Here is a 23,617-nt window from a genome sequence, read left to right on the forward strand (position 1 = left end):
CGATCAGTCGGCGTTGACCGAGAGCTGACGCTGCGGATCGGACCGGCTGCCCTCTTTCTCGCGGCCATAGCCATAGCCGTAGCCATAGCCGTAGCCGTAACCGTAGCCATAACCCGAGGTGCGAGCATTGAACTTTGTCAGCACGACACCGATCAGATGTGATCCGGCTTCCTGCAGGCGCGAGACCGAGCGCTTGAGCACTGGTCGGCGGATACGGCCCGCCTGCACGATCAGGATCGTCGCTTCGCACATCGACGACAGCAGCGGCGCATCGGCAAGCCCGAGGATCGGCGGTGAATCGATGATGACGATGTCGACGATGCCCTCGGCCTCGGTCAGCAATTCGCGCATCCGCCGTCCGGCGAGCAATTCCGCCGGGTTGGGCGGGATTGGCCCCGAAGGTACGACGTAAAGCTCGTCGATGCTGGTCCGCGCGATATGATTGCGGATGCTGTCATGGCTGGCGAGCAGCGACGACAGGCCGCATTTCTCCTCCAGCTTCACCTTGAAGGTCGGCTTGCGCATGTCCGCGTCGATCAGCAGCACGGTACGGCCCGAACGCGCGAACTTCTGCGCGAGAGCGAGTGAACTGACCGACTTACCTTCGCCCGGTGCGCAACTGGTGATCAGGATCGACTTGGCAACGCCACCGGAGGTCGCGAAATCGATCGAGTTGCGCGCCGACGAATATGCTTCGGATTGTTCCGAAGTCGGGTCGTTGAGCAACTCGGCCACCGCATCGCCCTTCGGCGCGGTGGGCACAACGCCGAGCAGGGACAGCTTGAGCTTGTCCTTGATATCGTCAGGATTCTTGACCGTGTCGTCGATGAACTCGATCGCGAACGCCAGGCCAACGCCGAGCATGAGGCCGAGGAACAGCGCGAACGCCATGTTGCTGGTGATCGACGGCGCGAACGGCGCGCCCGGCGCCCTGGCGCGATCGATGATCGACACCAGGCTGTTTGAAACGCCGCCGGCAACGCCGACTTCCTTGTAGCGCTGCAACAGGCCGTCATAGAGTTGGCGGTTGGTGTCCACCTCACGTTGCAGAATGGTGTACTGGATGCTGCGCCCGCGCAGATCCATGACCGATGTCTTCAGTCCGTTGACCTTGCCCCGCAGATCATTTTCGCGACCCACTGCAGTAAGATATTCCGCGCGCAGATCGCCCGCCGCGGCACCCGAGATGCTGCCCGAAGTCGCCGTGATCTGGCGCTGCAGCGATTGAATCCGCGACCGCAACTGCTGCATCTCGGGGAATTCGGGTTTGTAGATGTTGAGCTTGTCCTGATACTCGGCATCGAGCCCCGCTTTTTGCCCAATCAGCGTCTGGACTGCGGCGCTCTGCACCACCTGCGACTGCGGCGCCGTGCGCAGCGCGTTGCGATATTTCTGCTCGGCCGAGATGCGATCGCTCTGTGCAGTAGCGAGAGCCTCATTGAGAGCGACTAACGATGCGCTGTCCAGCGAGCTGCTCGTCGTATCGCCGCCATCGTCGCCCTTGTTCTGATTAACGACGATGATACCGGCCTTCTGGGCATATTCGACCAGTTGCCGCTCGGATATTTCGAGCTGACCCTTCACCTTGGCGATGCGGTTTTCCAAGAAGGTCCGCGCATAGGATGTCGCGCCATATTGACGCTCGAGATTGGATGCGATGAACCCGTCAGCGATCGCGTTCGAGACGTCCGCGGCCAGCTTTGGTGACGGACTGACAAAAGTGATGTTGATCAGGCGGCTCGCCGGTACAGGCACCACCGTCAGGTTGCGCTGGATCGTTCCGGCATTGACGCGGGGACGATCGGCGGCGCCAGCCTTGCCGCCGAGCCCCAGGTCGGCAACCACGCGTTCGGCGAGCGAGCGGCTCTTCAACAGGCCGATCTGGGTCGCGAGATATTGCGGATCGCGCACTGCCGTCTGGCGGCTGCCACGATCGTTGTTCGATGTGATGTCATCCTGTGCAAGCGCGATCTCGACTTGCACCGCCGCCTTGTACATCGGCGTCGCGAGCAGCGAGATGGCAAGCCCGACAAGCAAGGCAAGCACCGTGCAGCCGGCGATCAGCCAGCGCCACTTGGTAAGAACGCGCCAGATTTCGTGCGGATCGATCTCGGCGATCGAGCCCTCGGCCGGCGGCGCTGCGCGGAAGGGGACGAGCCCCGCCGAACGCGGATCGACCAGCGCGGTTTGGCCGGGACCGCGCAAAGCGCGGTCGTCGGGTCGCGGTTGATACTCGTTCATGAAACCCCCGAATCGTAGAGATCGTTCGTGCTGGACGCGGCGCGAGCCATTGTCAGAACGGCCTGAAAATGGCGAGCAATGGCACGGTGCTTAGCGCATCCTTGAAGTTCTGACGCGCCCTGTTGCCGTCGACGACGATGATATCGTTGCCGAAGATCTCAGGGTCTGGCTGGATGCCGCGGCGAATGTCGGTCAGGTCGAACGATGCCGCCTGGCGCTGCCCCTTGATCGTGCGAAACACAACGACGCGGCGCGGATTGGCATCGGTATCGGTGCCGCGCGCCAGCGCGATCGCCTGGATCAACGTGGTCGATCCCGCGATCGGATAGATACCCGCCTGCTTGACCGACCCGTCGATCGTCACGCGCTGGCTGGTCGCACTCTTCACGGTGACGCGCACTTCCGGCGATTGCAGATATTTGGTGCCAAGCTTGGTCGCCAGCTCATCGGACAGCTGATCGGTCGTCTTGCCGGTTGCCTCGACCTGGCCGATCAGCGGCATGGTGAAGGTGCCCGTCACGTCGACCGTCACGTCGCCAGTCAGATCGGGGACGCGGAAGACGACCACCGACAGCGTGTCGCCAGGGCCGATATGATAGCTGTCGTCGGTCTTCAGCGCGACCGGCGCGTCAGGCGTACCGAAATCCTGTACGCCATAAGGCACAGTGCCGCCGCGCTTGTCGGCGCACGCCGCCAAGGCGAGCGACATAAACATCACCAGCCACAATTTGCGGCGAAGCAGCGGGAGGGCGCCAAGGAATTCCCTGCGGCCGCGTTCAGCGTGAGCGATCAATGCCAGCTCCAATAAAATTCGACGACGAAGGGGGCCCCTCGCATATTCGTGGCGGTTTAGCAGCCGGCCCGCTGGAATCAACCCGACAGGATATTTGCAGCGGATCCGGGTCCGCTGCAAATCGCCGCGCTGCCAAGGGCCTGGCTGACATAATTGCGATTCTATTTCGACCCCGACCCGGTGATCACGGTCCTGACTGTGCGGAACAGGATGAGCACGTCGAGCCAGGCGGACAGGTATTTGATATAGTAGAAATCGTAGCACAGCTTGTAGTGTACGTCGCCGATCTCCGCGACATGTCCCTGATTGACCTGGGCCCAGCCGGTGATGCCCGGCTTCACGACATGGCGATAGCTGTAGAACGGCAGTTCACGCTGATACCAGTTCGACAGCGATATCGCTTCGGGGCGCGGGCCGATCCAGCTCATCTCGCCGCGAAGGATGTTCAGGATCTGGGGAATCTCGTCGATCCGAGTCCGGCGCAGGAAACGACCGACGCCGGTGATCCGATGATCCTCGTCCTGCGTCATCGCACGCTTGCGTTCATCGTCGCTGCTCGCAACTGCAGCCTCGGGCTGGCGCATGGTGCGGAACTTGTAAACCTGGAACGGCTTGCCGCGGAAACCCATACGCTGCTGACGGAACAGCACCGGGCCGCGCGAATCGAGCTTGATCGCGACGGCGACGATCGCCAGCAACGGCAGAAGCGCGGGCAGCAGGATGATCGCGGTCGCGACATCGCCCAACTGCTTGACCTTGCCATACCCCTCATTAGGCGCAAGCGATCCCAGGCCATTTTCCGAGATATGTTCGATCTCGAGCTGCCCGGTGATCGATTCTAGCAATTGTTTCAAATGATAGACCGGAATCCCTTCCAGCGCTGCATCGGCCAACAGGCGTTCCCACTCGTCGTCGATATCGGCACGAAGATCGACGACGATCCCCGAACCGGGCGATGCCGGCAAGGTCGGCTCGACCATATGGATCCACTCGACATTGCCGATCTGCTCGAGCCGCGAAACATCCCCTGACGGCACCACATGAAACACATAGGCGGTCGAGCGCAGTCCGAAATAACATAGTATGAAAAAGGTGATGATCGACAAGCCGAGGCTCGCGACCAGCACCGACACGACATAATCGAAGCGGAAGGCGAGCAGCACCCCGGTTACCAGACCATAAGAAGTGAAGAAGGACGGCAACACATATTCATAGGCGCGCACGCCGGGGAAATTGCGGAATCGCCGGAACAGCATGATGCCCAGCACGACCGCGATCGTCGCCGCGATCATCGAATTGAAATTGGTGCTGTATCTGAGGATGCCCCGCGGCATGAAATTGGCGCGCGCCATCACCGGCAGGACGACCGCGACCAGCAGGCCGATCGCCAACTGGACGCGCAAACGCTCCGCCGCCGACTTTACGACACCATGATGCCTCTGCAATCGCGACTGCAGCATTGCTGAAAGCCCCTTGTTAGGCCCCGACCGGCGCTTTAGCTCGGGTCGGGCATATAGATGTTGCCCGATTGGGTCCACATGATTGCGGTTCCCCATACAAGTCTTCAAGATCAACAACATACATCAAATCGTTCTTACCGGTATTGTAAGAATCGGACCCGATGGCAACGTGATTGAGCGACCGCGACCTCCATACGCCATTATCCGCACAACATACAAACCCTTCGCAGGTGCAGCGTTCTCGCAGCGTCACGAATCACATCAGCGGCGAAAAATCGGCCCGCGTGTCGCCCCGATTGGATCAGCCCGTTGATCAACACCGTCTGTTGTGCTTTGGCGCGCATGATGACGGGCAGCGAACCAAAATCGGGCGCGACGGTGCAGGTCGTTTTCTTCAACCGCTTCTATGCGCCCGACCACAGCGCAACCGCGCAGATCCTGTCCGACCTTGCCGAATACCTCGCCGGACATGGACGTACCGTAACCGTGGTCTCCAGCCGGGCGATTTACGGCCAGGATCAAGGACTGCTGCCCGCCCGCGAGGATCGTGGCGGCGTAACGGTCGTCCGCACCGCCACGCCCGGGCAACGGCGCGGCATGGCCGGCCGGATCGGCGCGTACCTGGCATATTACGTCACGGCGTTCGTCGCGGCGCTTCGGCTGGCGCGTCGCGGCACGATCTTCGTCGTGAAGACTGATCCGCCGCTGCTATCCGTACCGGTTGCCATCGCCGCCCGCTTGCGCGGTGCGACCTTGGTCCATTGGGTTCAGGACCTCTATCCGGAAATCGCCGGCGCCTACGGCGTGCGGATCGCTGACGGTCCGGTCGGCAAGCTTCTGGCCGCGCTGCGTAACTGGTCCTTTCGGCACGCGGCGCGTGTCGTTGCGATCGGCGACCTGATGGCCGAACGGGTCGAACGAATGGGGGTGGCGCGGGACAGGATCGCGGTCATCCCAAACTGGTCGAACGACGTCGATATCACCCCCTCCCCGATCCGCTCGCCCTCGCTCCGGCAGGAATGGAACATTCCCGACGACGCGTTCGTGCTCGAATATTCGGGCAACCTCGGTCGTGCGCACGAATATGACACGCTGATCAGAGCGGCGATCGCGCTTCGCGAGCGGCGCGACATCGTCTTCCTGTTCATCGGTGGCGGCCACATGTCGGATCAACTGGCCACCCGCGTCACCGAACTGGGCCTGACCAGCTTCCGCTTCGCACCCTATCAGCCACGCGAGCGACTTTCCGAATCGCTTGGCGCCGGCGATGCGCACTGGGTTTCGCTCCGGCCGGAATTCGAAGGCCTGATCGTGCCGAGCAAGGTGTTCGGCATCTGCGCCGCAGCGCGGCCGGTCATCGCCGTCTGCGCGGCGGATGGCGAACTGATCCGGCTGCTCGAACCCGGCCATGCCTGTCTGTCGGCGGTTCCGGGCGACGCCGTGGCGCTGGCAAAAGCCATTGTCACGCTCGCCGACGATCGGCCGCGTGGCGACCGCATGGGTGCTGTCGCGCGAGAGATTCTTGATCGTCACTACACAAAAGCGCGAACGCTAGATCGTTGGCGCATGTTACTCGACCAGATCGGGGCTGGATCACATCGGCGGTGAACCTTGATCGCGTCGTGATCGTTGGCGCAGCGCAACAAAACTGCGCGGCGGGCGTATAAGGCTGCGGTTTATCCCGGTTATCGAATCGGGTAGCGCAGTCCAGCGGGATTTTTGAGCACGTGGGAATTTTCGGAAAGATCGGGCGCAAGCCCAAACCAGCGCGCGTACCGAGCGGCCCGCCCGATGCGCGCGCCTATGCGATCGGTGACGTGCATGGCCGGCTCGACTTGCTGCGCGCCCTGATCGACGAGATCGCTGCGGATCGGCGCGCGCATCCGTGCCAGCGCGAATATATCATCTTTCTCGGCGACCTGATCGACCGCGGGCCTGATTCGCGCGGCGTGCTCGATTTTCTGCTGCAGGCGCGAAATTTCCTACCCACGCCAGTGTTCGTAATGGGAAATCACGAGGAGATGCTGGTGCGCGTGCTGGATCGGGACACCGACCAGTTTCGCGACTGGTTACGCTACGGCGGCTATGAATGTGCGCAGAGCTATGGCGTGGAGGTCGGGCGACTCGCGCTGCTCGATCCTCCGGCGGCCGCGGCTTTGGTGCGGCGCGCAATTCCCGACGACCATTTGGCGTTTATCGACGGTTTTGTGGATAGTTTTCAGTTCGGCGATTACCTGTTCGTTCATGCCGGCATCAGGCCTGGCGTTCCAATACAAGAACAGACGATTCAAGATTTGCGCTGGATTCGTGAAGATTTCCTGGACAGTATAGTCGATCATCAGCTTGTTGTTGTTCATGGACATACCATTAGCGATGGACCTGACGAACATTTCAACCGAATTGGTATTGATACGGGCGCCTATACATCGGGAATTTTGACGGCCTTGTGTATTGAGGGGACCGGACGACGTTTCCTGACAGCTCGCTTTTGATGGAACCTTGTGACATGCCGCGCGTTGCGCCCTCGAATTTCGATATCTGTCCGGTGCGAGATCGATTTTCGGGTGGACAAATCGACATGCCGGCGGTATCGGACTCAAGAGCCTACAAATTGAAGCGGTTAAAGGGAGACTGAAATGAAATTTTCGCGGGTAACCGCCGCCATCCTAATGGCGAGCCTTTCGTCGCCGCTGTTCGCGGCGTCGGAGCAATCTGTTGGCAAGCTCACTTCGGCTAGCCAGGGCACTTTCGTTGCTCGTGAGGGCAAGCTGATCGCAGCCTATCCTGGTCAGACGCTTTATGCTGGCGACCGCGTCCTGACGCGCGGCAAGGCAAACGCCAAGGTCGCGATGACCGGTTGCAGCTACGCGCTCAAGCCGACGTCGATCCTGTCGGTCGGCAAGTCGGCATGCCTAACGGCGCCGAAGTCCTTCGCGGCTGCGCAGGACGGTACTGAAGCTGGCGAATCGGATGATCGTTCGGGCGGCACGATCGTTGCTATACTTGCGGCTATTGCCGTTGGCGCCGGCATCTATGTCGCTGTCGATAACAACGACAGTGCGCCTGCCAGCCCGTAGTCGTTTTGCGATACAAAGTTGAACGGGGTCGGACGCAAGTTCGGCCCCGTTTTCTTATGCTATGGATTGTGTGTACCGCACGCATTTTTGTAGCGGCAAATGCTGTGCGCATTCCGCGGGATTAGCTCTGTGTGGCTGAAGCCGCTTCGCAATCAGCCACCTGCTTTGCCAGATACCAGTCGACGGTCGCCGCCAAACCTTCCCGAAAGCGTATCTCCGGATGCCAATCGAGCGCCTGCTCGATCCGGGATGGATCGATCGCATAGCGCCGGTCGTGTCCCGCCCGATCCTCGACGAACCGAATCAGATTTCGCCGTCGCCCCGTAGATGATGGCATCCGTTCGTCGATCAGGTCACAGATCATCGCGACGACCGCGATATTGCTATGCTCTTCGCGTCCCCCCACGACATAAGTCGCGCCGGGCTCGCCGCGCGTCATCACCATATCCAGGGCGCGTGCGTGATCCGTCACATGCAGCCAGTCACGCACGTTCGCGCCCGTGCCATAGACCGGCAGGGTCTCGCCTGCGGCAGCGCGTGTGATGGTTAGCGGGATCAGTTTTTCGGGATATTGATGGGGCCCGTAATTGTTACTGCAATTGGACAGTACAACCGGCAAACCATAGGTGTGATGCCACGCGCGGACGAGATGATCCGCCGCCGCCTTCGACGCCGAATAAGGCGATGATGGCCGATACGCCGAGTCCTCGCTGAACTTGCTATCGTCGAACGGCAGGTCACCGAACACTTCGTCGGTCGACACATGATGGAAGCGGAAATTGGCCCGCGCCTCCCCGCTCAGCGATCGCCAGTGATCAAGTGCTGCTTCCAGCATATGAAAAGTGCCGGTGATGTTGGTCTCGATGAACACCGCCGGCCCGTCGATCGACCGATCGACATGGCTTTCCGCAGCCAGATGCATGATCGCATCGACCCGTTCAGTCGCAAGCACATCTGCGACGAGGCGCCGATCGGCGATATCGCCCTGAACGAACCGGTAATTCGGCGACCCCTCAATTTCAACGAGCGCCGCATGCGACGCGGCATAGGTCATCTTGTCGAGATTGATTACCCGGGTGCGCCCGTCGGCGATCAGGTGCCGGCATACCGCCGATCCGATAAAGCCCGCACCTCCGGTGACCAATACGGTCCGTTCGGGCGGAGTGGAGATGACGCGTATCACGCGGCCTGCGCCGCACAATGGCGCAGATAGCGCGCATAATCGGTCTTGCCGAGCAAATCGGCGCGCGTCATCAACGCTGCCGGATCAAGATAACCGAGATCGAGCGCGATCTCCTCCGGGCAGGCGATCTTGATGCCCTGCCGCCGTTCGATCGTACGCACGAAGGACGATGCGTCGTGCAGCGAATCGTGCGTCCCGGTGTCGAGCCAGGCATAGCCGCGCCCGAGCTTGCCGACCTCGAGTATCCCCGCCGCGAGATAGGCGCGAAGCACATCGACGATTTCCAGTTCGCCCCGCGCCGAAGGGGTCAGGCCCTGCGCGATCTTCACCACCTCGGCGGTACAGAAATAGAGCCCGGTCAATGCCCAGTTCGACACCGGAACCTCGGGCTTTTCCTCGATCGAGGAGGCGCGACCATCGGCATCGAACGATACCACCCCGTAACGCTCCGGATCGTCGACCTGGTAGGCGAACACCGTCGCGGCGCCCGCCTCGGCCGCCTGCGCGGCGGCACGGCACTTTCCGCCCAGCCCGTCGCCGTGAAAGATATTGTCGCCAAGGATCAGCGCACACGGCTCGCCAGCGAGGAACCGCTCGGCAATCAGGAACGCTTCGGGCAGGCCGCGCGGCGACTCCTGCTCAGCATAGACAAGGTTGATGCCGAACATCGAGCCGTCGCCCAGCAACAGCCGGAACATCGGCAGGTCGCGCGGTGTGGAGATGATCAGAATGTCACGAATGCCGGCGAGCATCAGCACCGACAGCGGATAATAGATCATCGGCTTGTCGAACACCGGCAGCAATTGCTTCGATATTGCCAATGTCGCCGGATAGAGCCGCGTGCCGCTGCCTCCCGCCAGAATAATACCCTTCATCGCCCCGACCTGTCCTCTCCCGGAACGGTCGGTCTAACGCGGATAGGTTAAAGGTGTCTGGTCAGCGCAGCAGATCGACCGCAAAGGCGCGCACCGCCTTGCCGATATCGTCACGGCCGAGCGCAACCGCCAGATTGGCCTGGACATAACCGGCCTTGTCACCGCAGTCGTAACGCTGGCCGTTAAAGGTCACGCCGTGAAACGGCTGATCGCCAACCATCCGCGCCATCGCATCGGTCAACTGGATTTCCCCGCCCGCGCCCTTTTCCTGTGTCTCGAGGATCCGCATCACCTCCGGCTGCAGGATGTAGCGGCCGATCACCGACAGGTTGGACGGCGCGGTGCCCGGTTTCGGCTTCTCGACCAGGCCGCGCACTTCGGTCAGCGCACCATTGCGCGCGCCCGGGGTGATGACGCCGTACATGTGCGTCTGATCCTGGGGTACTTCCTGCGCGCAGATCAGATTGCCGCCGACCTTGTTATACGCCTCGACCATCTGTTTCAAACAGCCCGGCTCGCCGACCATGAAATCGTCGGCGAGCAGCACCGCGAATGGCTCGTCACCGACGATATCGCGCGCGCACCATACGGCGTGACCCAGACCCATCGGTTCCTGCTGGCGGACATAGGCAACCGCGCCTGGCTTCAACCGGGTCTGGTGTAGCAAATCCATCGACTTGCCGCGATGTGCCATGGTCGTTTCGAGTTCGTAGGCGATGTCGAAATGGTCCTCGATCGCCGATTTGCCCCGGCCGGTGACGAAGATCATCTGCTCGATCCCGGCTTCGATCGCCTCATCCACCGCATATTGGATCAGCGGCCGATCAACCACCGGCAACATTTCCTTGGGTAACGCCTTGGTCGCCGGCAGAAAGCGCGTGCCCAACCCTCCGACAGGGAATACGGCCTTGCGAAGCGGCTTGAAGCTCATCGGGTTTGATCCTGAAACACTAAGTTTGCGAGCCGTAAGAGCCTTGCAGCGCTATTGGAAGGGGGAGTTGCGCTCGACCGAGCGCGGCACGGGTCAGCCCATCAACCACCAGCGAATTAGCATCGCGACCACGCCAAGCGCTGCTACGCTGCCCGCCCAGATCGCCGCCATCCAGGCGAGACGCTTCCATAGCGGGCCGGCATCGCTTTCCATCAATGATAGCCGTCAGTGCCGACCTTGCCGCGGAACACCCAATAGGCCCAGCCGGTATAGGCGAGGATGATCGGCACCATCACACCAGCCCCGATGAGCATGAAGATCTGGCTCGATTCGGGCGCTGCCGCCTGCCAGATCGTCACCTGATCGGGCACGATGAAAGGATATATGCTGATCCCAAGACCGACAAAGCACAAAGCGAACACGGCGAGGACGATCAGGAACGGCATGGATTGCGCATCCCGCCCAAGCGCGCGCCAAAAGGCCAGGCTGAGGATTGCGATCAGCACCGGCACCGGCGCGGTCAGCAGCAAGCCCGGCATCTGGAACCAGCGGCTATAATAATCGTGATCGAGAAATGGCGTCGCCAAGCTCACCGCGGCAATAGCGGCCAGCGTGAGCACGCCCGACCATTTGGCAAGCCGATAGGCATGTTTCTGCGCGCCGCCATCGGTCTTGGCGATCAGCCAGGTCGCGCCGAGCAAAGCATAACCGGCCACCACGCTAAGCCCGGTCAGGACGGTGAACGGCGTCAGCCAGTCGAGCCAGCCGCCGCCATAGGCGCGGCCATTGACCTCGATACCCTGCAGCAGCGCGCCAAGCGCGATGCCCTGGGCCAATGCCGCGGTGACCGACCCGGCGGTAAAGGCGAAATCCCAGAACGCCCGGTGCCGCGGATCGCGCCAGCGGAACTCGAACGCAACACCGCGAAACACGAGTCCAAGCAGCATCGCGATGATCGGCGGATAAAGCGCCGGCATCACGATCGCAAAGGCCAGCGGAAACGCTGCCATCAGGCCACCGCCGCCGAGCACCAACCAGGTTTCGTTGCCATCCCATACCGGCGCGATCGCGTTCATTGCCTGGTCGCGCTCTTCCCCAACGCCGAATACCGGGAAGAGAATACCGATTCCGAGGTCGAAACCGTCGAGCACGACATAGGCGAACACGGCAAAGGCGATGATGAATGCCCACACCGTCGCGAGATCGACATTGACGCTCATTGCTGCACCTCCGCAGGATGCTGGGCGGGCGATGGTGTGAGGCCTGCGGTGCGGATCGGCGCGTTGGTGATCTCTGGCTCGCCTGCCTCGGCCCCCTTCCGCATCAGCTTCAATATGTACCAGACGCCGATCCCGAACACCGCGAAATAAACGATAACAAAGGCAATCAGCGACGCGCCAACCGCCGGCGCGGCCAACGGCGATGCGCTGTGCGTGGTCCGCAGCAGATTATAGACCGTGAAGGGCTGCCGCCCGACCTCGGTCGTGATCCATCCGGCAATGACCGCGACGAACCCAGCCGGCCCCATCACCAACGCGGCGCGATGCAGCCATTTCCAGTCATAGAGTTTGCGCCGCGCCCGTGCGATCAGGCTCCACAGTCCGAGGCCGAGCATCGCCGTGCCGAGCCCGACCATCACCCGGAACGACCAGAAGACGATCGCCACCGGCGGTTCGCGGTCGTCGGGGATTGTATCCAGGCCGGCGAGCGGCGCGTTGAGATCATGCTTCAGGATCAGCGACGAAAGCTTTGGAATCTCGACCGCATAATCGACACGCTTTTCCTTGGCGTTGGGCAGGCCGAACAGGATCAGCGGCGCGCCGTCCGGGTGGCTGTCATAATGCCCTTCCATTGCCATGACCTTGGCGGGCTGGTGTTCCAGCGTGTTGATCCCGTGCATATCTCCCACGAAAATCTGCACCGGCGCGACCAGCGCGGCCATCCACATCGCCATGGAAAACATCTTTCGTGCATGGGCATTGCCGCCGTCCTTCAGCAAATGCCATGCGCCGGTCGCGCCGACGACCAATGCGGTGGTCAGATACGCGCCGGTCACCGTGTGGACGAGGCGATAGGGAAAGCTCGGGTTGAAGATGATCGCGGCCCAGCTCGGCCCGGGCACGAACTGCCCGGCGGCGTTGATCACAAAACCGGTCGGCGTCTGCATCCAGCTATTCGCCGACAGGATCCAGAAAGCCGAGACGAAGGTACCGGTCGCGACACAGCAGGTCGCGGCGAAATGCAGGCCCTTGCCAACCTTTTTCATCCCGAACAGCATCACACCGAGGAAACCTGCCTCCAGGAAGAAGGCGGTCAGCACTTCATACGCCATCAAAGGCCCGATCACCGGCCCGGTCTTGTCGGAGAACACCGCCCAGTTGGTGCCGAACTGATAGGACATGACGATGCCCGAGACGACGCCCATCGCGAAGGCGACCGCGAAGATCTTTATCCAGAAGCGAAACAGGTCGAGATAAAGCTGCTTGCCGGTACGCAGCCACAGACCTTCGAGTACCGCGAGATAGCTCGCCAGGCCGATCGAAAAGGCCGGAAAGATGAAATGGAAGCTGACGGTGAAAGCGAACTGGATGCGCGCGAGAAGGATCGGATCGACGGAGTCGAACATTTGGACAGCACCTCTGCCGACGGTCTGCGCCTATGGCCGATCCGGTGCAAGTGCGTGCGGCGCGTCCGCGCCTGCATGTTGACGTCACTCATTTCGCTGAAACGAGCAAGCGCCAGTTATTGCTGCAGTTATTGCTTCGGGGTGCCGCCCGGCGCCGCATTCGCGCCCGGCGCACCGCCCTGCCCCTGCATCATCTGTTGCTGCATTTGCATCTGACGGATTGTCGCTTCGGGCAGGAAGTCGACCATCTCGACATCGAACACCAGCACTGAATTGGCCGGGATCGGGCCAGTTACCTTTTCGCCATAACCCAGGCTCGGCTTGATCCAGAAACGATACTTGCCTCCCTTGGGGATCAGCTTCAGTGCCTCGGAGAAGCCCGGCACGACCTCAGTGACTTTCATCGGTGTCGGCTGTTGCGACTTGTCGAAGGTCGTGCCGTCGGTCAGCTTGCCCTCGTAATTAACCAGCGCGATATCGGTATCGGTCGGCTTGGCGCCTTTGCCCGCCGTCAGCACTTTATACTGAAGGCCCGATGGCGTCTCGACGATCGTCTTGTCGCCACCGCGATTCTTGGCGAGGAAGGTCGCACCCGACACACTCTGTGTGTGAAGATAGGCCTGACCCTGGATGACACCCAGCGTCCCAAGCACGCCGACGATGATGCCGATCAGGCCGAAGATCAACGCCCGGCCATTACCCGATTTCGCTCCCGACGATGGCGCGAACGGGGGCAGCGTGGAGGAAGTGACAGGAGGCGTCGCCATTGGCGGATCTTTCAAAAAAGGACTGCAGTCGCGGCGAAACGTCGCGGCTTACTGGCCCGGAGGCGGTCCACCGGCGCCCGGCGGCATGCCGCCCGGTGCGCCGCCCTGCTGTTGTTGCATCATCTGCTGCTGCATCTGCATCTGTCGCAGCGTCGCTTCTGGCATGAAATCGAGCATCTCGATATCGAAGGCCAGGATCGAATTAGCCGGGATCGGTCCGGTGACCTTGTCGCCATAACCAAGGCTCGGCTTGATCCAGACGCGATACTTCGAGCCCTTGGGCATCAGCTTCAGCGCTTCGGAAAAGCCCGGCACTACGCTGGAGACGGGCATCGGCGTCGGCTGCTGTGACTTGTCGAAGGTCGTGCCGTTGGTCAGCTTTCCTTCGTAATTGACCAGGGCGACGTCCGCATCGGTCGGACGGACATCGCCGGTGCCGGGCTCGATGATCTTGTACTGCAGGCCCGATTCGGTCTGCACGACGCCCTTTGCCGCCTTGTTCTTGGCAAGATAGGTCGTGACGGGATCACCCGGCGCCATCTGCGCCAGCGCGACCGCGCCACACATGAGCAGCGCGATGCCGATCCACAGATACACCAGCACGCGCCGCTTGACGGGCTGCAACGGAACCGCGGTGATCGCTGACATCGGCGCTTAACCCTGACGCGGCACCACCAGGGCACCTGAGCTGCTGAATCGAGAGAAAGTCATGGGGCCCGAAGACCCCATGGGACCCTTACCGTGCGCCGTCACGCTCCAGGCGCTTACGCTCGAGCTTGCGTGCACGACGGATCGCCGCCGCACGCTCGCGAGCGCGCTTTTCCGACGGCTTCTCGTAATGCCGGCGCAGCTTCATTTCGCGATAGACGCCTTCGCGCTGCAGCTTCTTCTTCAGGGCACGCAGGGCCTGGTCGACGTTGTTGTCGCGAACGATGATTTGCATAAACCGGTGCAGCTCCGAATCAATAGATATAGGTCGTCGCAGACATGGGTCCGCGCCGCGAAGGCGTGCGCCCTACCAGCGCACGACATGCTTTTCAAGACGAAACGGGGCATCTCAAGAGGAAACCGCATGTTTGCGACCCACGCCTTGCCCCGCTATGTCCCGCGCCATGACCGGCACGCCCCTCACCCTGTACAACAGCCTCACCCGATCGCTCGAAGGCTTCGAGGCGATCGATCCGTCATTGGTGCGCGTCTACACGTGCGGCCCGACAGTCTATAACTATCAGCATATCGGCAATATGCGCGCCTTCCTGTTCGCCGACACGCTCGGCCGCGTGCTCAGATGGAAGGGTTGGCCAACCAAACACATCATCAATATAACAGATGTCGGTCACCTGACCTCGGATGCCGATGTCGGCGACGACAAGATGGAAAAGGCGGCGGTCGCCCAGGCGAAATCGATCTGGGAGATCGCCGCGCATTATACCGGCGCATTCAAGCACGATGTCGCCCGCCTCAATATCGTGCCCCCAGCCGAATGGACCGTCGCGACCGACCATATCGCGCAGATGATCGATTTCGCCGAGAAGATCGCGCCCGAACATTGCTACGAGATCGACTCGGGCCTGTATTTCGATTCGACCAGCGTGTCCGACTATGGTCGCCTCGCGCGCTCCGTGTCCGATGTCGATAAAGATGGGGGCGAAAGCCGCATCGACCCGGTCTCGGGCAAGCGCCACCCGCAGGATTTCGCGATCTGGCGCAAGTCGCCGGAGGGCGAGCAGCGCCAGATGGAATGGGATTCTCCCTGGGGCAAGGGCGCACCGGGCTGGCATCTCGAATGCTCCGTGATGAGCCACCAACATCTCGGCCATCCGTTCGACATCCATACCGGCGGCATCGATCACCGCGAAATACATCACCCCAATGAGATCGCACAGAATCAGGCATTCTGCTCGTGCGGCGACAGCGGGGCGCGCATCTGGATGCACAACAACTTTCTAGTAGCCAAAGATCCTCAGGGGCGCGGCGGCAAGATGTCGAAATCGACCGGTGAATTCCTCAAGCTCCAGGTTCTGGTCGATGCGGGCTATCATCCGCTCGTCTATCGCTTGCTCTGCCTGCAGGCGCATTATCGCAGCGAGCTTGAATTCACCTGGGACAACCTCGCCGCCGCCGCGACGCGGTTGAAGCGACTGGTTCAGGCGATCGAGAAGCTGCGCAGCGACGCGCCGGGCAATGCCGACAAGGCAGCCGCCTATCTAGCGCGCCTAGAGGAGGCGGTATCCGACGACCTCGCCACGCCCCGCGCGCTGCCCGTGCTGGAGGAGATGATTGCCGACAAGCGCATCACGGCTAGCGATCGTCTCGCCGCGCTAACCGGGTTCGACGCTGTGCTGGGTCTCGAACTGGCCACCGTCACCCGCGCCGACCTGCGCGTGCGCCCCGCGACCGCGACGGTGACTGCAGAAGATATCGACGCTCGCCTCGCCGACCGCAAACAGGCGCGGGCCGACAAGGATTTCGCCCGCTCCGATGCGATTCGCGACGAACTCGCCAGCGCTGGTGTGGACGTGATGGACGGCGATCCGCTCGGCTGGGATTGGAGATTGAATTGATGAAAGCCGTCCTCCCAGCCCTTGCTCGCCCTCTGCTCGAACCGCATCTGCCCGCCGGACTCGAGGCCGCATGGTTCACCACGCGCGAAGACGCCCAACAGATGGTGCTCGATGCCGATATCGCCTGGGTCGATATGCAGCGTTCGGCGCATTCGGGTGAAATCGCGGCACGCGGCACGCAACTCAAATGGCTCTCGACCATCTTTGCCGGGCTCGACGCCTTCCCGCTCGACCTGCTGCAGGAACGCGGCGTCATCGTTACCAATGGCACCGGCATCAATGCGGTCGCCGTTGCCGAATATGCGGTGATGGGTGTGCTCGCCGCCGCCAAGCGTTTCGACGAGGTGGTGCGGTTCGCTGACCGTCATGAATGGACGATCGCCGCGCCTGGCCAGGTCGAGCTGCTCGACACGAGCGCGTTGATCATCGGCTATGGCGCGATCGGCAGGCTGATCGGCGACCGCCTCGCCGCCTTCGGCGTGACCGTGACCGGCGTCACCCGCTCGGGCCGTGACGGAACCCTCACCCCCGGCACATGGCGCGCAAAGCTCGGCGATTATGACTGGGTGATCCTCGCAGCCCCCTCGACCGGCGAAACCAAGGCGATGTTCGGCGCTGACGAACTCGCGGCGATGAAACGCAGCGCATGGCTGATCAACATCGCGCGCGGCGACATGGTCGATCAGGACGCGCTGATCGAGACACTAAAAGCGCATCGCATTGCTGGCGCCTTTCTCGATACCGTCACCCCCGAGCCGCTGCCGCCCGAACATCCGTTATGGGATGCGCCCAACGCAATCCACACCATGCATTTGTCGGGCCGCAGCCAGACCAAGATGTTTCAGCGTGCCGGCACCCTGTTCCTGAAGAATCTCGATGCCTTCATGGCCGGACGCCCAATGGAGAATGTCGTCGATCTAATCGCAGGCTATTGACCCAAGCGAGACGATTTACCCTATCGGGGAAATCCTCTCTTGCCTGTATTACCCCAACTGGGTAACAGCCCCGGCATGACGACAATGGCCGGCATAAAGATCAAGCGTTTCCGCGAGGAGCGCGCGCTCACCCGGGCGGCATTCGGCGCGTGGTACAGCGCGCCGGGCAGCACGGTTCAGGGCTGGGAAGAGGATGGCAAGCGCGCCAGCGGCCCGGTCGTCAACCAGATCGCGGCGAACGGCATCGCGACCCATGCCGACTGGTACATCGCGATACGCATGGAGAATGACATGAGCACCTGGGCACCTGACAGCTGGACCAAGGCCGAGGCGCGGCAGATGCCGACCTATGCCGATCTCGTGGCACTCGACGCCGCGACCGACGCGCTGGAAAAATTCCCGCCGCTTGTCTTCGCCGGAGAGGCCCGCAACCTCACCACTGATCTCGCCAAGGTGGTCGAGGGCAAGGCCTTCCTGCTTCAGGGCGGCGACTGTGCCGAAAGCTTTGCCGAGCATAGCGCGAACAACATTCGCGACACCTTCCGCGTCATCCTGCAGATGGCGGTGGTTCTGACCTATGCCTCGAAGCTGCCGGTGGTGAAGCTCGGCCGTATGGCGGGACAGTTCGCCAAACCGCGCTCCGCCGACACCGAAATCCAGGGCGATGTGGAATTGCCCGCCTATCGCGGCGACATCGTCAACGATATCGACTTTACCGCTGCCGGGCGCCAGCCCGACCCGCAGCGTATGATCCGCGCCTATTCGCAGTCGGCGGCGACGCTCAACCTGCTGCGCGCCTTCGCCACCGGCGGTTATGCGAATTTGCACCAGGTGCATCGCTGGACGCACGATTATATGGGCCGAAGCCCCTGGGCGAAGAAATATTCCGACGTCGCCGACCGCATCGGCGAGGCGCTCGACTTCATGGAGGCGTGCGGCATCAGCCCGGAGACCGTGCCGCAGCTGAGCCAGACGCAATTCTATACCAGCCATGAAGCGCTGCTGCTGCGTTACGAACAGGCGCTGACGCGGCAGGATTCGCTGACCGGCGACTGGTACGACACCAGCGCGCACATGCTGTGGATCGGCGATCGCACCCGCTTCGAGGGCAGCGCTCATGTCGAGTATCTGCGCGGCATCGGCAATCCGATCGGCATGAAGTGCGGCCCGAGCCTCGAGCCCGACGCGCTGCTGCGCCTGCTCGACACGCTCAACCCGGACCGCATCCCCGGTCGCATGACGCTGATCACGCGTTATGGTCACGACAAGATCGAGGCCGGCCTGCCCAGGCTGGTCCGCGCGGTCCTGCGCGAAGGCCATCCGGTGGTGTGGAGTTGCGATCCGATGCACGGCAACGTGGTCAAGGCCGCCAATGGCTACAAAACGCGGCCGTTCGACCGCATCCTCGCCGAAGTGCGCGGCTTCTTTGCCGTCCACCGCGCCGAAGGGTCGATCGCCGGCGGCATCCATGCCGAGATGACGGGGCAGAACGTGACCGAATGCACCGGCGGTGCGGTCGATGTTACCGAGCAGTCGTTGGCCGACCGCTATCACACACATTGCGACCCGCGGTTGAACGCCGGCCAGAGTCTGGAACTGGCGTTCCTGCTCGCCGAGATGCTGAATGTGGAGATGGCCGAGCGGCGGCGGGTGGCGGCCTGACTGCCCCCGACCGCTATTGACTGATATCTGCAGCGTTGCAAAATTTTTCCGTTATGGTTGTAAATTCCAGCTGCTTGGTTTAGACCTGAAGAGGATAGTTTAAGCCGCCAGCCAATTAAGGGGTTATCTCATGGACAAGATTCAGCAGACCGTCGCGACCGAAGCGAAGCCCGTCTGGACTGCTCCTGTAATTGATGTCGTTCCCGCAAAAGCGACTGCTGTTGGCGGCGCGACGCAAAATGACGGCGTAGGCACCTCTTCCTGATCGATAAACGAAGGATGTTCACATCCGTCGTTTCAACGAACTAGGATACCAGCAGCGTCGGGTGCCTTTGCGCCGGCGCTGTTTGGCGTCGATATGACACCGATTCCCCGCGCCGTCGTGTTGAACACAGATGACCGGCGACACGTGGTTCTCTGAAACAGGAGCGGAGCGGAGTTGCAGGAATGTCGATTTGCGGTCGGGCCACCAGTTCATCCGAGCCGCCCCGCACGATCGACCGCACGATCGCCGCCTCGATCCTTGGGTCGCCGCGATCCCGGACGGAATGCCTGATCGAAGGCGCGCGGCTTGCCGGCTGTGACGGGGCGACGATCGCGCAGGACGCCAGCCATCGCGGCGCTGCGGTCGACGGGCGGATCGATAACATCGACGACCTCAGACGCTCGCTCGGCATCGGGCTGACGGACAGATTCTCCCCCGCGCGGATTATCCTCGCGGCATACCGCGCCTGGGGCGACGATTTATGCCGTCACGTCATCGGCGATTACTCTCTGGCCGTGTGGGACGGGGCATCGCGGCGCCTGTTTCTCGCGGTCGATCCGGGGGGATTGCGCCCGCTTTCCTACTGGCGCCGGGATAGCGACCTGGTGTTCGCCAGCGAACAACGTGCGCTGCTGGCGGACCCCGATGTACCGCGCAAGCTCGACCAGCGTCATCTGGCGCATTGGCTGGCGATGATGCCGCGTGATCATGATCGCAGTTTCTTCGAAGACATTTTCAGCATTGCGCCCGGCCATCGTCTGACCTGGCAGAATGGACGGGCGGAAACCGAGCGTTGGTGGCGTCCTGAAATGCTGCCGCTCCTAAAGCTACCGAGCGGCCGGGATTATGAGGAAATCTTGCGCGACACGCTCGACACCGCAGTTCGCTGCCGGATCGACCCCGGCGAGCCGATCGGCGCGCAGCTCAGTGGCGGAATGGACAGCAGCGCGGTGACCGCGCTGGCAGCCCGTGCGCTTGGAGAGGAGCAGCGCGGCTTGACCGCGTTTACTGCTGCGCCCGATGCGCCCTTGCCTGGAGATGCCGCTGGCCGGTTCGGCGATGAATGGCCCCATGCCGCCGCACTGAGCGCGCGATACCCTAACATCACGCATGTTCGTATTTCGAATTCGTCCTCGACGCTGTTCGAGGCATTGAAGCTTCGCGAGGCCGGCCTGGACCTGCCTCCGCTCAACGCCAGTAACCTCATCTGGTACAATGGCATCGATCAATCGGCCCACGACCGGGGCGTTCGCATCATGCTGATCGGATCGATGGGCAACCTTACGATCAGCCACGACGGCATGGCCGCATTCGGGCAGCAGATACGCTCCGGCAGGCTGACAACCGCGTTCGGCACCGCGATGGCGCTGCGTCGCAACGGCGGCCAAAACTGGCTGAATGTGATCAATCAGGTCGCGACCGCGCTGCTGCCCGGGCAGGCAGTGAAAGGATTGCGCGGTCTGGCGGGCAAACAGGACCCGCGCCTGTATGATTTCTCGATCGCCGATCCGAAGTTTCTGGCCGATCACGGCGTTGAGGAGGAGGCGATTCGAACCGCTGGTAGCCTCTATTCTGTCGCCCGCAGCGATACGCGCCGGTTGCGCCTGCTCAGTCTCGCTCGATCGAGTCATCGTGGCCAGAATCATTGGTCGACACGGCGATTGTTCGGCATCGATGTCCGCGACCCGACCGGCGACCGTCGCGTGATGGACCTGGCCTTTACGATCCCGGAAGAGCGATGGATGCCGGACGGTGTACCGCGCGGCCTGATCCGGCGGGCGATGGCCGGTCTTGTGCCGGAGGTCATTCTCGGTGAACGCCGCAAGGGGCTTCAGGCCGCCGACTGGCAGAACAGCTTCGATGAGGCGCTGCCCGATCTAAAGGCGGAACTCTGCCAATTGCGCGACAGCCCGCTCGCCAGTCGGGCGCTCGACCTGGATCGGATGGCACGTCTGCTGGGCGAGTGGCCCGGCATCGGATCGGCCGATTATGACGGCGTCGGCCGGGTGTATCTGCTGGCGGTAAGCCGCGGCATCACGGCCGGCCGATTCATCCGCCGGATGGAAAATATCTGAGGCGCATCGCTCGCGGCGAGGCTTATTGATAGCCAAGCCGACGCATCATCGCGCCATGATCCGCCACGACGCGGCCGGCAGTCTCGGCGGACATCGTATCGCGCCAACCGCCGGCCCGACCGGAACGAAAAAAGGGCGCACTTGATCGCCGCAGGCGCTCGGCAAAGCCGGCTTCCTTCTCTTGCGCCGCAAGCGCATCAAACGACGAGGCCGCAACCGCCCGGTCGATCGTCGCACGATCGTCGTCCCGTCCCAGAAAGCGCAGCGCGGCCGCAAAACAGGCCGCCGGATCGCCGCGCATCGCCTCGTAACGCATCAGGTGCACCGGAAACGGTGTGTCATCCAGCCAGCTTGCCGCGTGGCGGCTCCAGCTCGATACCAGCTGATAGACTTGCCTGTTGGCATGGTTGTCTGTCGCGCCCAGGCAGAATTGGGGGTCAGCCATGTCATCGACAACCTCATCCAGCGACTTACCGAAATGATGGACGCATGAGAGCGCCACATCACGCGGATCGCGCACGATCAGGATCGCCCGGTCAATAATGTCGGCGGGAAACGGCGGCTCGATCGCGCCGGGCGGGACGAGCCAGGCGTCATGCGCCTTAACCGGTGCGGTGAATTCGCCTGCCACCCGGCGGCTGATCCAAGGCCGCACCCGCGCGATCTCGGCATTGCTCAGGTCGCCTGTATCCTCGTCGAGCACCAGATCGCATAGCGCTCGGCTGCTCAGCGACGCCGACGGCCCGAGTGCGTTGATGTCGGGGGTGCCGCCACCGGCGTCAAGGCTGGCGAGAAAGGCGCGGGTCCAGGTGTTGCCGGACTTTGGATAGGATGCGAGCAGGACGACCCCGCTCACGGCGCGACCAGCGCCTCGATCCTGTCGAGCCATCCCTCGATCCGGTCGAACTCGAACCGACGGCGCCAGCGATGGACCGGCACCGACCCGGCAATCGCCGCCTGAACCTCGAACAGTGCCGGCTTTCGCCCGAGTGCGGCCGCGACGGTCGGGCGGAAAATCTCCGCGCCAAGCGCACCGACGATCTCGACCGGATTGGCCAGGCGTTCAAGCAATTCGTCCTCGCCATGCCCGGGCCGCGCGAGCAACACGATCGCCCCGATCGGCACTGGCCGGGTCGGGAATTCGGCCCGGTCGTGGCGGTAATGATATTTCTGCTGGCCCGCGCGGTTGCGCTCAAGCCCGGCCGATTCGACTCCGACCGCATCCAGCGCGTCCTGCCATAGCTTCAGCCGGGGAAAGGCTGGCCGGACATGAGGCACGCCATCGATGATCTCGATTGCACAGACATCGTCGGCGATCAGCGGATGTCCGCGCCGCGCCAGATGTGCCGCGGTGGTCGATTTGCCCGCGCCCGACGGACCGGAAAAGGCGATCGCCTTGCCGCCGACCGCGACGCAGGATCCGTGCAACGGAAACAGGCTGCGGATATGGCAGAGATAGCCCAACACCGATCCAAGCAGGAACAGCCTCACTTCAGCTTGCGACGCGCCCGCGCGCGGATCGACCATGACTTCGCCGGGGCCGTTGACGAAATACGTCGCCACCTCACTCAGGGTGAGCAGGCAGCGCCCGTCCTGCGATACCTGAAGGAACGGGCTGACATCGACCGCACCGTCGAGGCGTTCAGGGGTGGCGCGGAGGCGGATCATAATATCGACCGGCCGGTCATCGCCGTCCCATGGCACCAGTTCAGGCAAAGCGAGGTCTGATTGAACCCGCCAGCCGCAGAGATACAGGTCGCTCACGCCGGCGTAACGGTCAGACGCACAGGATCATCTTCACGCCAGCCAGGCGATCGATAAAAGCCAGTAAATCCGCCTCGATCACCGCCGGGTCGCCCTGATAGGCATCAATCAACGCATCGCGCAGCGCGACGACCGTCACCGGCTCGGCAATCCGTTCCCAGATCGCACTGCCGACCGAGTCAATTCCGATATAGCTGCCCGCGTCGATATCAAGCAGCACCTGGCCGTCGCCGACTTTCGCCGCCAGAAAGCCGTCCGCCCGCTTGATCTCGCTCTGCAGATCGATCGTCATTCCGTGCCCCAAACCGCCACCCATTGCGCTGCTTACGGATCGCACTTCACCTCGTCCAGAGTGGAACGCCGGCTTCATGCGACGCGCGCATGACAAATTCGTCATCG

The 23,617-nt window shown here is 62.3% G+C and carries 23 protein-coding genes; 8 read left to right on the plus strand and 15 right to left on the minus strand.

Annotation, left to right across the window (positions count from 1 at the left end; genetic code table 11):
• Nucleotides 1-3: 3 nt before the first annotated feature.
• The 3 genes from ACVWZA_RS08850 to ACVWZA_RS08860 form a co-directional block, all read right to left on the minus strand.
• Entirely contained in the window at nucleotides 4-2,241 is a 2,238-nt protein-coding gene (locus ACVWZA_RS08850) for a GumC family protein (RefSeq protein ID WP_457310823.1), read from the minus strand.
• A gap of 52 nt (nucleotides 2,242-2,293) precedes the next feature.
• Nucleotides 2,294-3,034 (minus strand): polysaccharide biosynthesis/export family protein, encoded by a 741-nt coding sequence (locus ACVWZA_RS08855; protein WP_457310824.1) that lies wholly within the window; start codon nucleotides 3,032-3,034, stop codon nucleotides 2,294-2,296.
• A gap of 161 nt (nucleotides 3,035-3,195) precedes the next feature.
• On the minus strand, nucleotides 3,196-4,494 hold the full coding sequence (locus ACVWZA_RS08860) for a sugar transferase (protein WP_457310825.1): 1,299 nt from the start codon (nucleotides 4,492-4,494) through the stop codon (nucleotides 3,196-3,198).
• Between the two features lie 345 nt (nucleotides 4,495-4,839).
• Here ACVWZA_RS08860 and ACVWZA_RS08865 point away from each other — a divergent pair, with 345 nt between their 5' ends.
• From ACVWZA_RS08865 to ACVWZA_RS08875, 3 genes are all read left to right on the plus strand, one after another.
• Nucleotides 4,840-6,102 carry a glycosyltransferase family 4 protein gene (locus tag ACVWZA_RS08865; protein ID WP_457310826.1) on the plus strand — a complete coding sequence of 421 codons (1,263 nt, stop codon included), beginning with the start codon at nucleotides 4,840-4,842 and terminating at the stop codon, nucleotides 6,100-6,102.
• Between the two features lie 119 nt (nucleotides 6,103-6,221).
• Nucleotides 6,222-6,986, plus strand: a complete 765-nt coding sequence (locus tag ACVWZA_RS08870; RefSeq protein ID WP_457310827.1) for a metallophosphoesterase family protein — start codon at nucleotides 6,222-6,224, stop codon at nucleotides 6,984-6,986.
• A gap of 144 nt (nucleotides 6,987-7,130) precedes the next feature.
• Nucleotides 7,131-7,571: a hypothetical protein gene (locus ACVWZA_RS08875; RefSeq protein ID WP_457310828.1), complete on the plus strand. Its 441-nt coding sequence runs from the start codon at nucleotides 7,131-7,133 to the stop codon at nucleotides 7,569-7,571.
• A gap of 121 nt (nucleotides 7,572-7,692) precedes the next feature.
• On the opposite strand, the gene rfbB is transcribed toward ACVWZA_RS08875, so the two are convergent.
• From rfbB to rpsU, 9 genes are all read right to left on the minus strand, one after another.
• Complete coding sequence (gene rfbB / locus ACVWZA_RS08880; RefSeq protein ID WP_457310829.1) at nucleotides 7,693-8,754, minus strand: dTDP-glucose 4,6-dehydratase; 1,062 nt, start codon at nucleotides 8,752-8,754, stop codon at nucleotides 7,693-7,695.
• Nucleotides 8,751-9,629 (minus strand): glucose-1-phosphate thymidylyltransferase RfbA, encoded by an 879-nt coding sequence (rfbA, locus tag ACVWZA_RS08885; RefSeq protein WP_457310830.1) that lies wholly within the window; start codon nucleotides 9,627-9,629, stop codon nucleotides 8,751-8,753. Before rfbA ends, rfbB begins: the two co-directional genes overlap by 4 nt.
• Nucleotides 9,630-9,690: 61 nt before the next feature.
• Nucleotides 9,691-10,560, minus strand: a complete 870-nt coding sequence (gene galU / locus ACVWZA_RS08890; RefSeq protein WP_457310831.1) for a UTP--glucose-1-phosphate uridylyltransferase GalU — start codon at nucleotides 10,558-10,560, stop codon at nucleotides 9,691-9,693.
• Nucleotides 10,561-10,653: 93 nt separating this feature from the next.
• Nucleotides 10,654-10,773 carry a DUF2474 domain-containing protein gene (locus ACVWZA_RS08895; RefSeq protein ID WP_457310832.1) on the minus strand — a complete coding sequence of 40 codons (120 nt, stop codon included), beginning with the start codon at nucleotides 10,771-10,773 and terminating at the stop codon, nucleotides 10,654-10,656.
• On the minus strand, nucleotides 10,773-11,780 hold the full coding sequence (gene cydB, locus ACVWZA_RS08900; RefSeq protein WP_457310833.1) for a cytochrome d ubiquinol oxidase subunit II: 1,008 nt from the start codon (nucleotides 11,778-11,780) through the stop codon (nucleotides 10,773-10,775). Before cydB ends, ACVWZA_RS08895 begins: the two co-directional genes overlap by 1 nt.
• A complete protein-coding gene (locus tag ACVWZA_RS08905; RefSeq protein WP_457310834.1) occupies nucleotides 11,777-13,186 on the minus strand; it encodes a cytochrome ubiquinol oxidase subunit I in 1,410 nt (469 codons plus the stop codon). The genes cydB and ACVWZA_RS08905 overlap by 4 nt, the downstream gene beginning before the upstream one ends.
• Before the next feature lie 128 nt (nucleotides 13,187-13,314).
• Nucleotides 13,315-13,953 (minus strand): FKBP-type peptidyl-prolyl cis-trans isomerase, encoded by a 639-nt coding sequence (locus ACVWZA_RS08910; RefSeq protein ID WP_457310835.1) that lies wholly within the window; start codon nucleotides 13,951-13,953, stop codon nucleotides 13,315-13,317.
• A gap of 48 nt (nucleotides 13,954-14,001) precedes the next feature.
• The gene (locus ACVWZA_RS08915; protein WP_457310836.1) at nucleotides 14,002-14,601 is read right to left on the minus strand and encodes an FKBP-type peptidyl-prolyl cis-trans isomerase; all 600 of its coding nucleotides are present in this window, start codon (nucleotides 14,599-14,601) and stop codon (nucleotides 14,002-14,004) included.
• Between the two features lie 88 nt (nucleotides 14,602-14,689).
• Complete coding sequence (rpsU, locus tag ACVWZA_RS08920; RefSeq protein ID WP_069203433.1) at nucleotides 14,690-14,896, minus strand: 30S ribosomal protein S21; 207 nt, start codon at nucleotides 14,894-14,896, stop codon at nucleotides 14,690-14,692.
• A gap of 169 nt (nucleotides 14,897-15,065) precedes the next feature.
• Between rpsU and cysS the strand changes: the two genes are divergently transcribed.
• The 5 genes from cysS to ACVWZA_RS08945 all read left to right on the plus strand — a co-directional run bounded on the left by cysS (nucleotide 15,066) and on the right by ACVWZA_RS08945 (nucleotide 21,454).
• Complete coding sequence (gene cysS, locus ACVWZA_RS08925) at nucleotides 15,066-16,517, plus strand: cysteine--tRNA ligase (RefSeq protein WP_457310837.1); 1,452 nt, start codon at nucleotides 15,066-15,068, stop codon at nucleotides 16,515-16,517.
• The gene (locus ACVWZA_RS08930; RefSeq protein ID WP_457310838.1) at nucleotides 16,517-17,452 is read left to right on the plus strand and encodes an NAD(P)-dependent oxidoreductase; all 936 of its coding nucleotides are present in this window, start codon (nucleotides 16,517-16,519) and stop codon (nucleotides 17,450-17,452) included. The genes cysS and ACVWZA_RS08930 overlap by 1 nt, the downstream gene beginning before the upstream one ends.
• Nucleotides 17,453-17,743: 291 nt before the next feature.
• Nucleotides 17,744-19,114, plus strand: coding sequence for a class II 3-deoxy-7-phosphoheptulonate synthase (locus ACVWZA_RS08935; protein WP_457310875.1), 1,371 nt, complete (start codon nucleotides 17,744-17,746; stop codon nucleotides 19,112-19,114).
• A 130-nt stretch (nucleotides 19,115-19,244) separates the two neighbouring features.
• The gene (locus tag ACVWZA_RS08940) at nucleotides 19,245-19,379 is read left to right on the plus strand and encodes a hypothetical protein (RefSeq protein WP_457310839.1); all 135 of its coding nucleotides are present in this window, start codon (nucleotides 19,245-19,247) and stop codon (nucleotides 19,377-19,379) included.
• A 182-nt stretch (nucleotides 19,380-19,561) separates the two neighbouring features.
• Complete coding sequence (locus tag ACVWZA_RS08945) at nucleotides 19,562-21,454, plus strand: asparagine synthetase B family protein (protein WP_457310840.1); 1,893 nt, start codon at nucleotides 19,562-19,564, stop codon at nucleotides 21,452-21,454.
• Nucleotides 21,455-21,476: 22 nt separating this feature from the next.
• Here the strand turns inward: ACVWZA_RS08945 and ACVWZA_RS08950 are convergent, their stop codons facing one another.
• Genes ACVWZA_RS08950 through ACVWZA_RS08960 form a run of 3 tightly spaced genes read right to left on the minus strand, consistent with a single transcriptional unit; the run spans nucleotide 21,477 to nucleotide 23,510 of the window.
• On the minus strand, nucleotides 21,477-22,310 hold the full coding sequence (locus tag ACVWZA_RS08950; RefSeq protein ID WP_457310841.1) for a sulfotransferase domain-containing protein: 834 nt from the start codon (nucleotides 22,308-22,310) through the stop codon (nucleotides 21,477-21,479).
• On the minus strand, nucleotides 22,307-23,218 hold the full coding sequence (locus tag ACVWZA_RS08955; RefSeq protein WP_457310842.1) for an HPr kinase/phosphorylase: 912 nt from the start codon (nucleotides 23,216-23,218) through the stop codon (nucleotides 22,307-22,309). Before ACVWZA_RS08955 ends, ACVWZA_RS08950 begins: the two co-directional genes overlap by 4 nt.
• A 13-nt stretch (nucleotides 23,219-23,231) precedes the next feature.
• The gene (locus ACVWZA_RS08960; protein WP_457310843.1) at nucleotides 23,232-23,510 is read right to left on the minus strand and encodes a PqqD family protein; all 279 of its coding nucleotides are present in this window, start codon (nucleotides 23,508-23,510) and stop codon (nucleotides 23,232-23,234) included.
• Between the last annotated feature and the right edge of the window lie 107 nt (nucleotides 23,511-23,617).

Source organism: Sphingomonas sp. UYAg733, assembly GCF_054057355.1.

Coding starts and splice junctions, on each gene's coding strand:
- ACVWZA_RS08850 (WP_457310823.1), bottom strand. CDS start 2,241: ATGAACGAGTATCAACCGCGACCCGACGACCGCGCTTTGCGCGGTCCC.
- ACVWZA_RS08860 (WP_457310825.1), bottom strand. CDS start 4,494: ATGCTGCAGTCGCGATTGCAGAGGCATCATGGTGTCGTAAAGTCGGCG.
- ACVWZA_RS08865 (WP_457310826.1), top strand. CDS start 4,840: ATGACGGGCAGCGAACCAAAATCGGGCGCGACGGTGCAGGTCGTTTTC.
- ACVWZA_RS08875 (WP_457310828.1), top strand. CDS start 7,131: ATGAAATTTTCGCGGGTAACCGCCGCCATCCTAATGGCGAGCCTTTCG.
- rfbA (WP_457310830.1), bottom strand. CDS start 9,629: ATGAAGGGTATTATTCTGGCGGGAGGCAGCGGCACGCGGCTCTATCCG.
- galU (WP_457310831.1), bottom strand. CDS start 10,560: ATGAGCTTCAAGCCGCTTCGCAAGGCCGTATTCCCTGTCGGAGGGTTG.
- ACVWZA_RS08895 (WP_457310832.1), bottom strand. CDS start 10,773: ATGGAAAGCGATGCCGGCCCGCTATGGAAGCGTCTCGCCTGGATGGCG.
- cydB (WP_457310833.1), bottom strand. CDS start 11,780: ATGAGCGTCAATGTCGATCTCGCGACGGTGTGGGCATTCATCATCGCC.
- ACVWZA_RS08905 (WP_457310834.1), bottom strand. CDS start 13,186: ATGTTCGACTCCGTCGATCCGATCCTTCTCGCGCGCATCCAGTTCGCT.
- ACVWZA_RS08910 (WP_457310835.1), bottom strand. CDS start 13,953: ATGGCGACGCCTCCTGTCACTTCCTCCACGCTGCCCCCGTTCGCGCCA.
- ACVWZA_RS08915 (WP_457310836.1), bottom strand. CDS start 14,601: ATGTCAGCGATCACCGCGGTTCCGTTGCAGCCCGTCAAGCGGCGCGTG.
- rpsU (WP_069203433.1), bottom strand. CDS start 14,896: ATGCAAATCATCGTTCGCGACAACAACGTCGACCAGGCCCTGCGTGCC.
- cysS (WP_457310837.1), top strand. CDS start 15,066: ATGACCGGCACGCCCCTCACCCTGTACAACAGCCTCACCCGATCGCTC.
- ACVWZA_RS08930 (WP_457310838.1), top strand. CDS start 16,517: ATGAAAGCCGTCCTCCCAGCCCTTGCTCGCCCTCTGCTCGAACCGCAT.
- ACVWZA_RS08935 (WP_457310875.1), top strand. CDS start 17,744: ATGAGCACCTGGGCACCTGACAGCTGGACCAAGGCCGAGGCGCGGCAG.
- ACVWZA_RS08940 (WP_457310839.1), top strand. CDS start 19,245: ATGGACAAGATTCAGCAGACCGTCGCGACCGAAGCGAAGCCCGTCTGG.
- ACVWZA_RS08945 (WP_457310840.1), top strand. CDS start 19,562: ATGTCGATTTGCGGTCGGGCCACCAGTTCATCCGAGCCGCCCCGCACG.
- ACVWZA_RS08960 (WP_457310843.1), bottom strand. CDS start 23,510: ATGACGATCGATCTGCAGAGCGAGATCAAGCGGGCGGACGGCTTTCTG.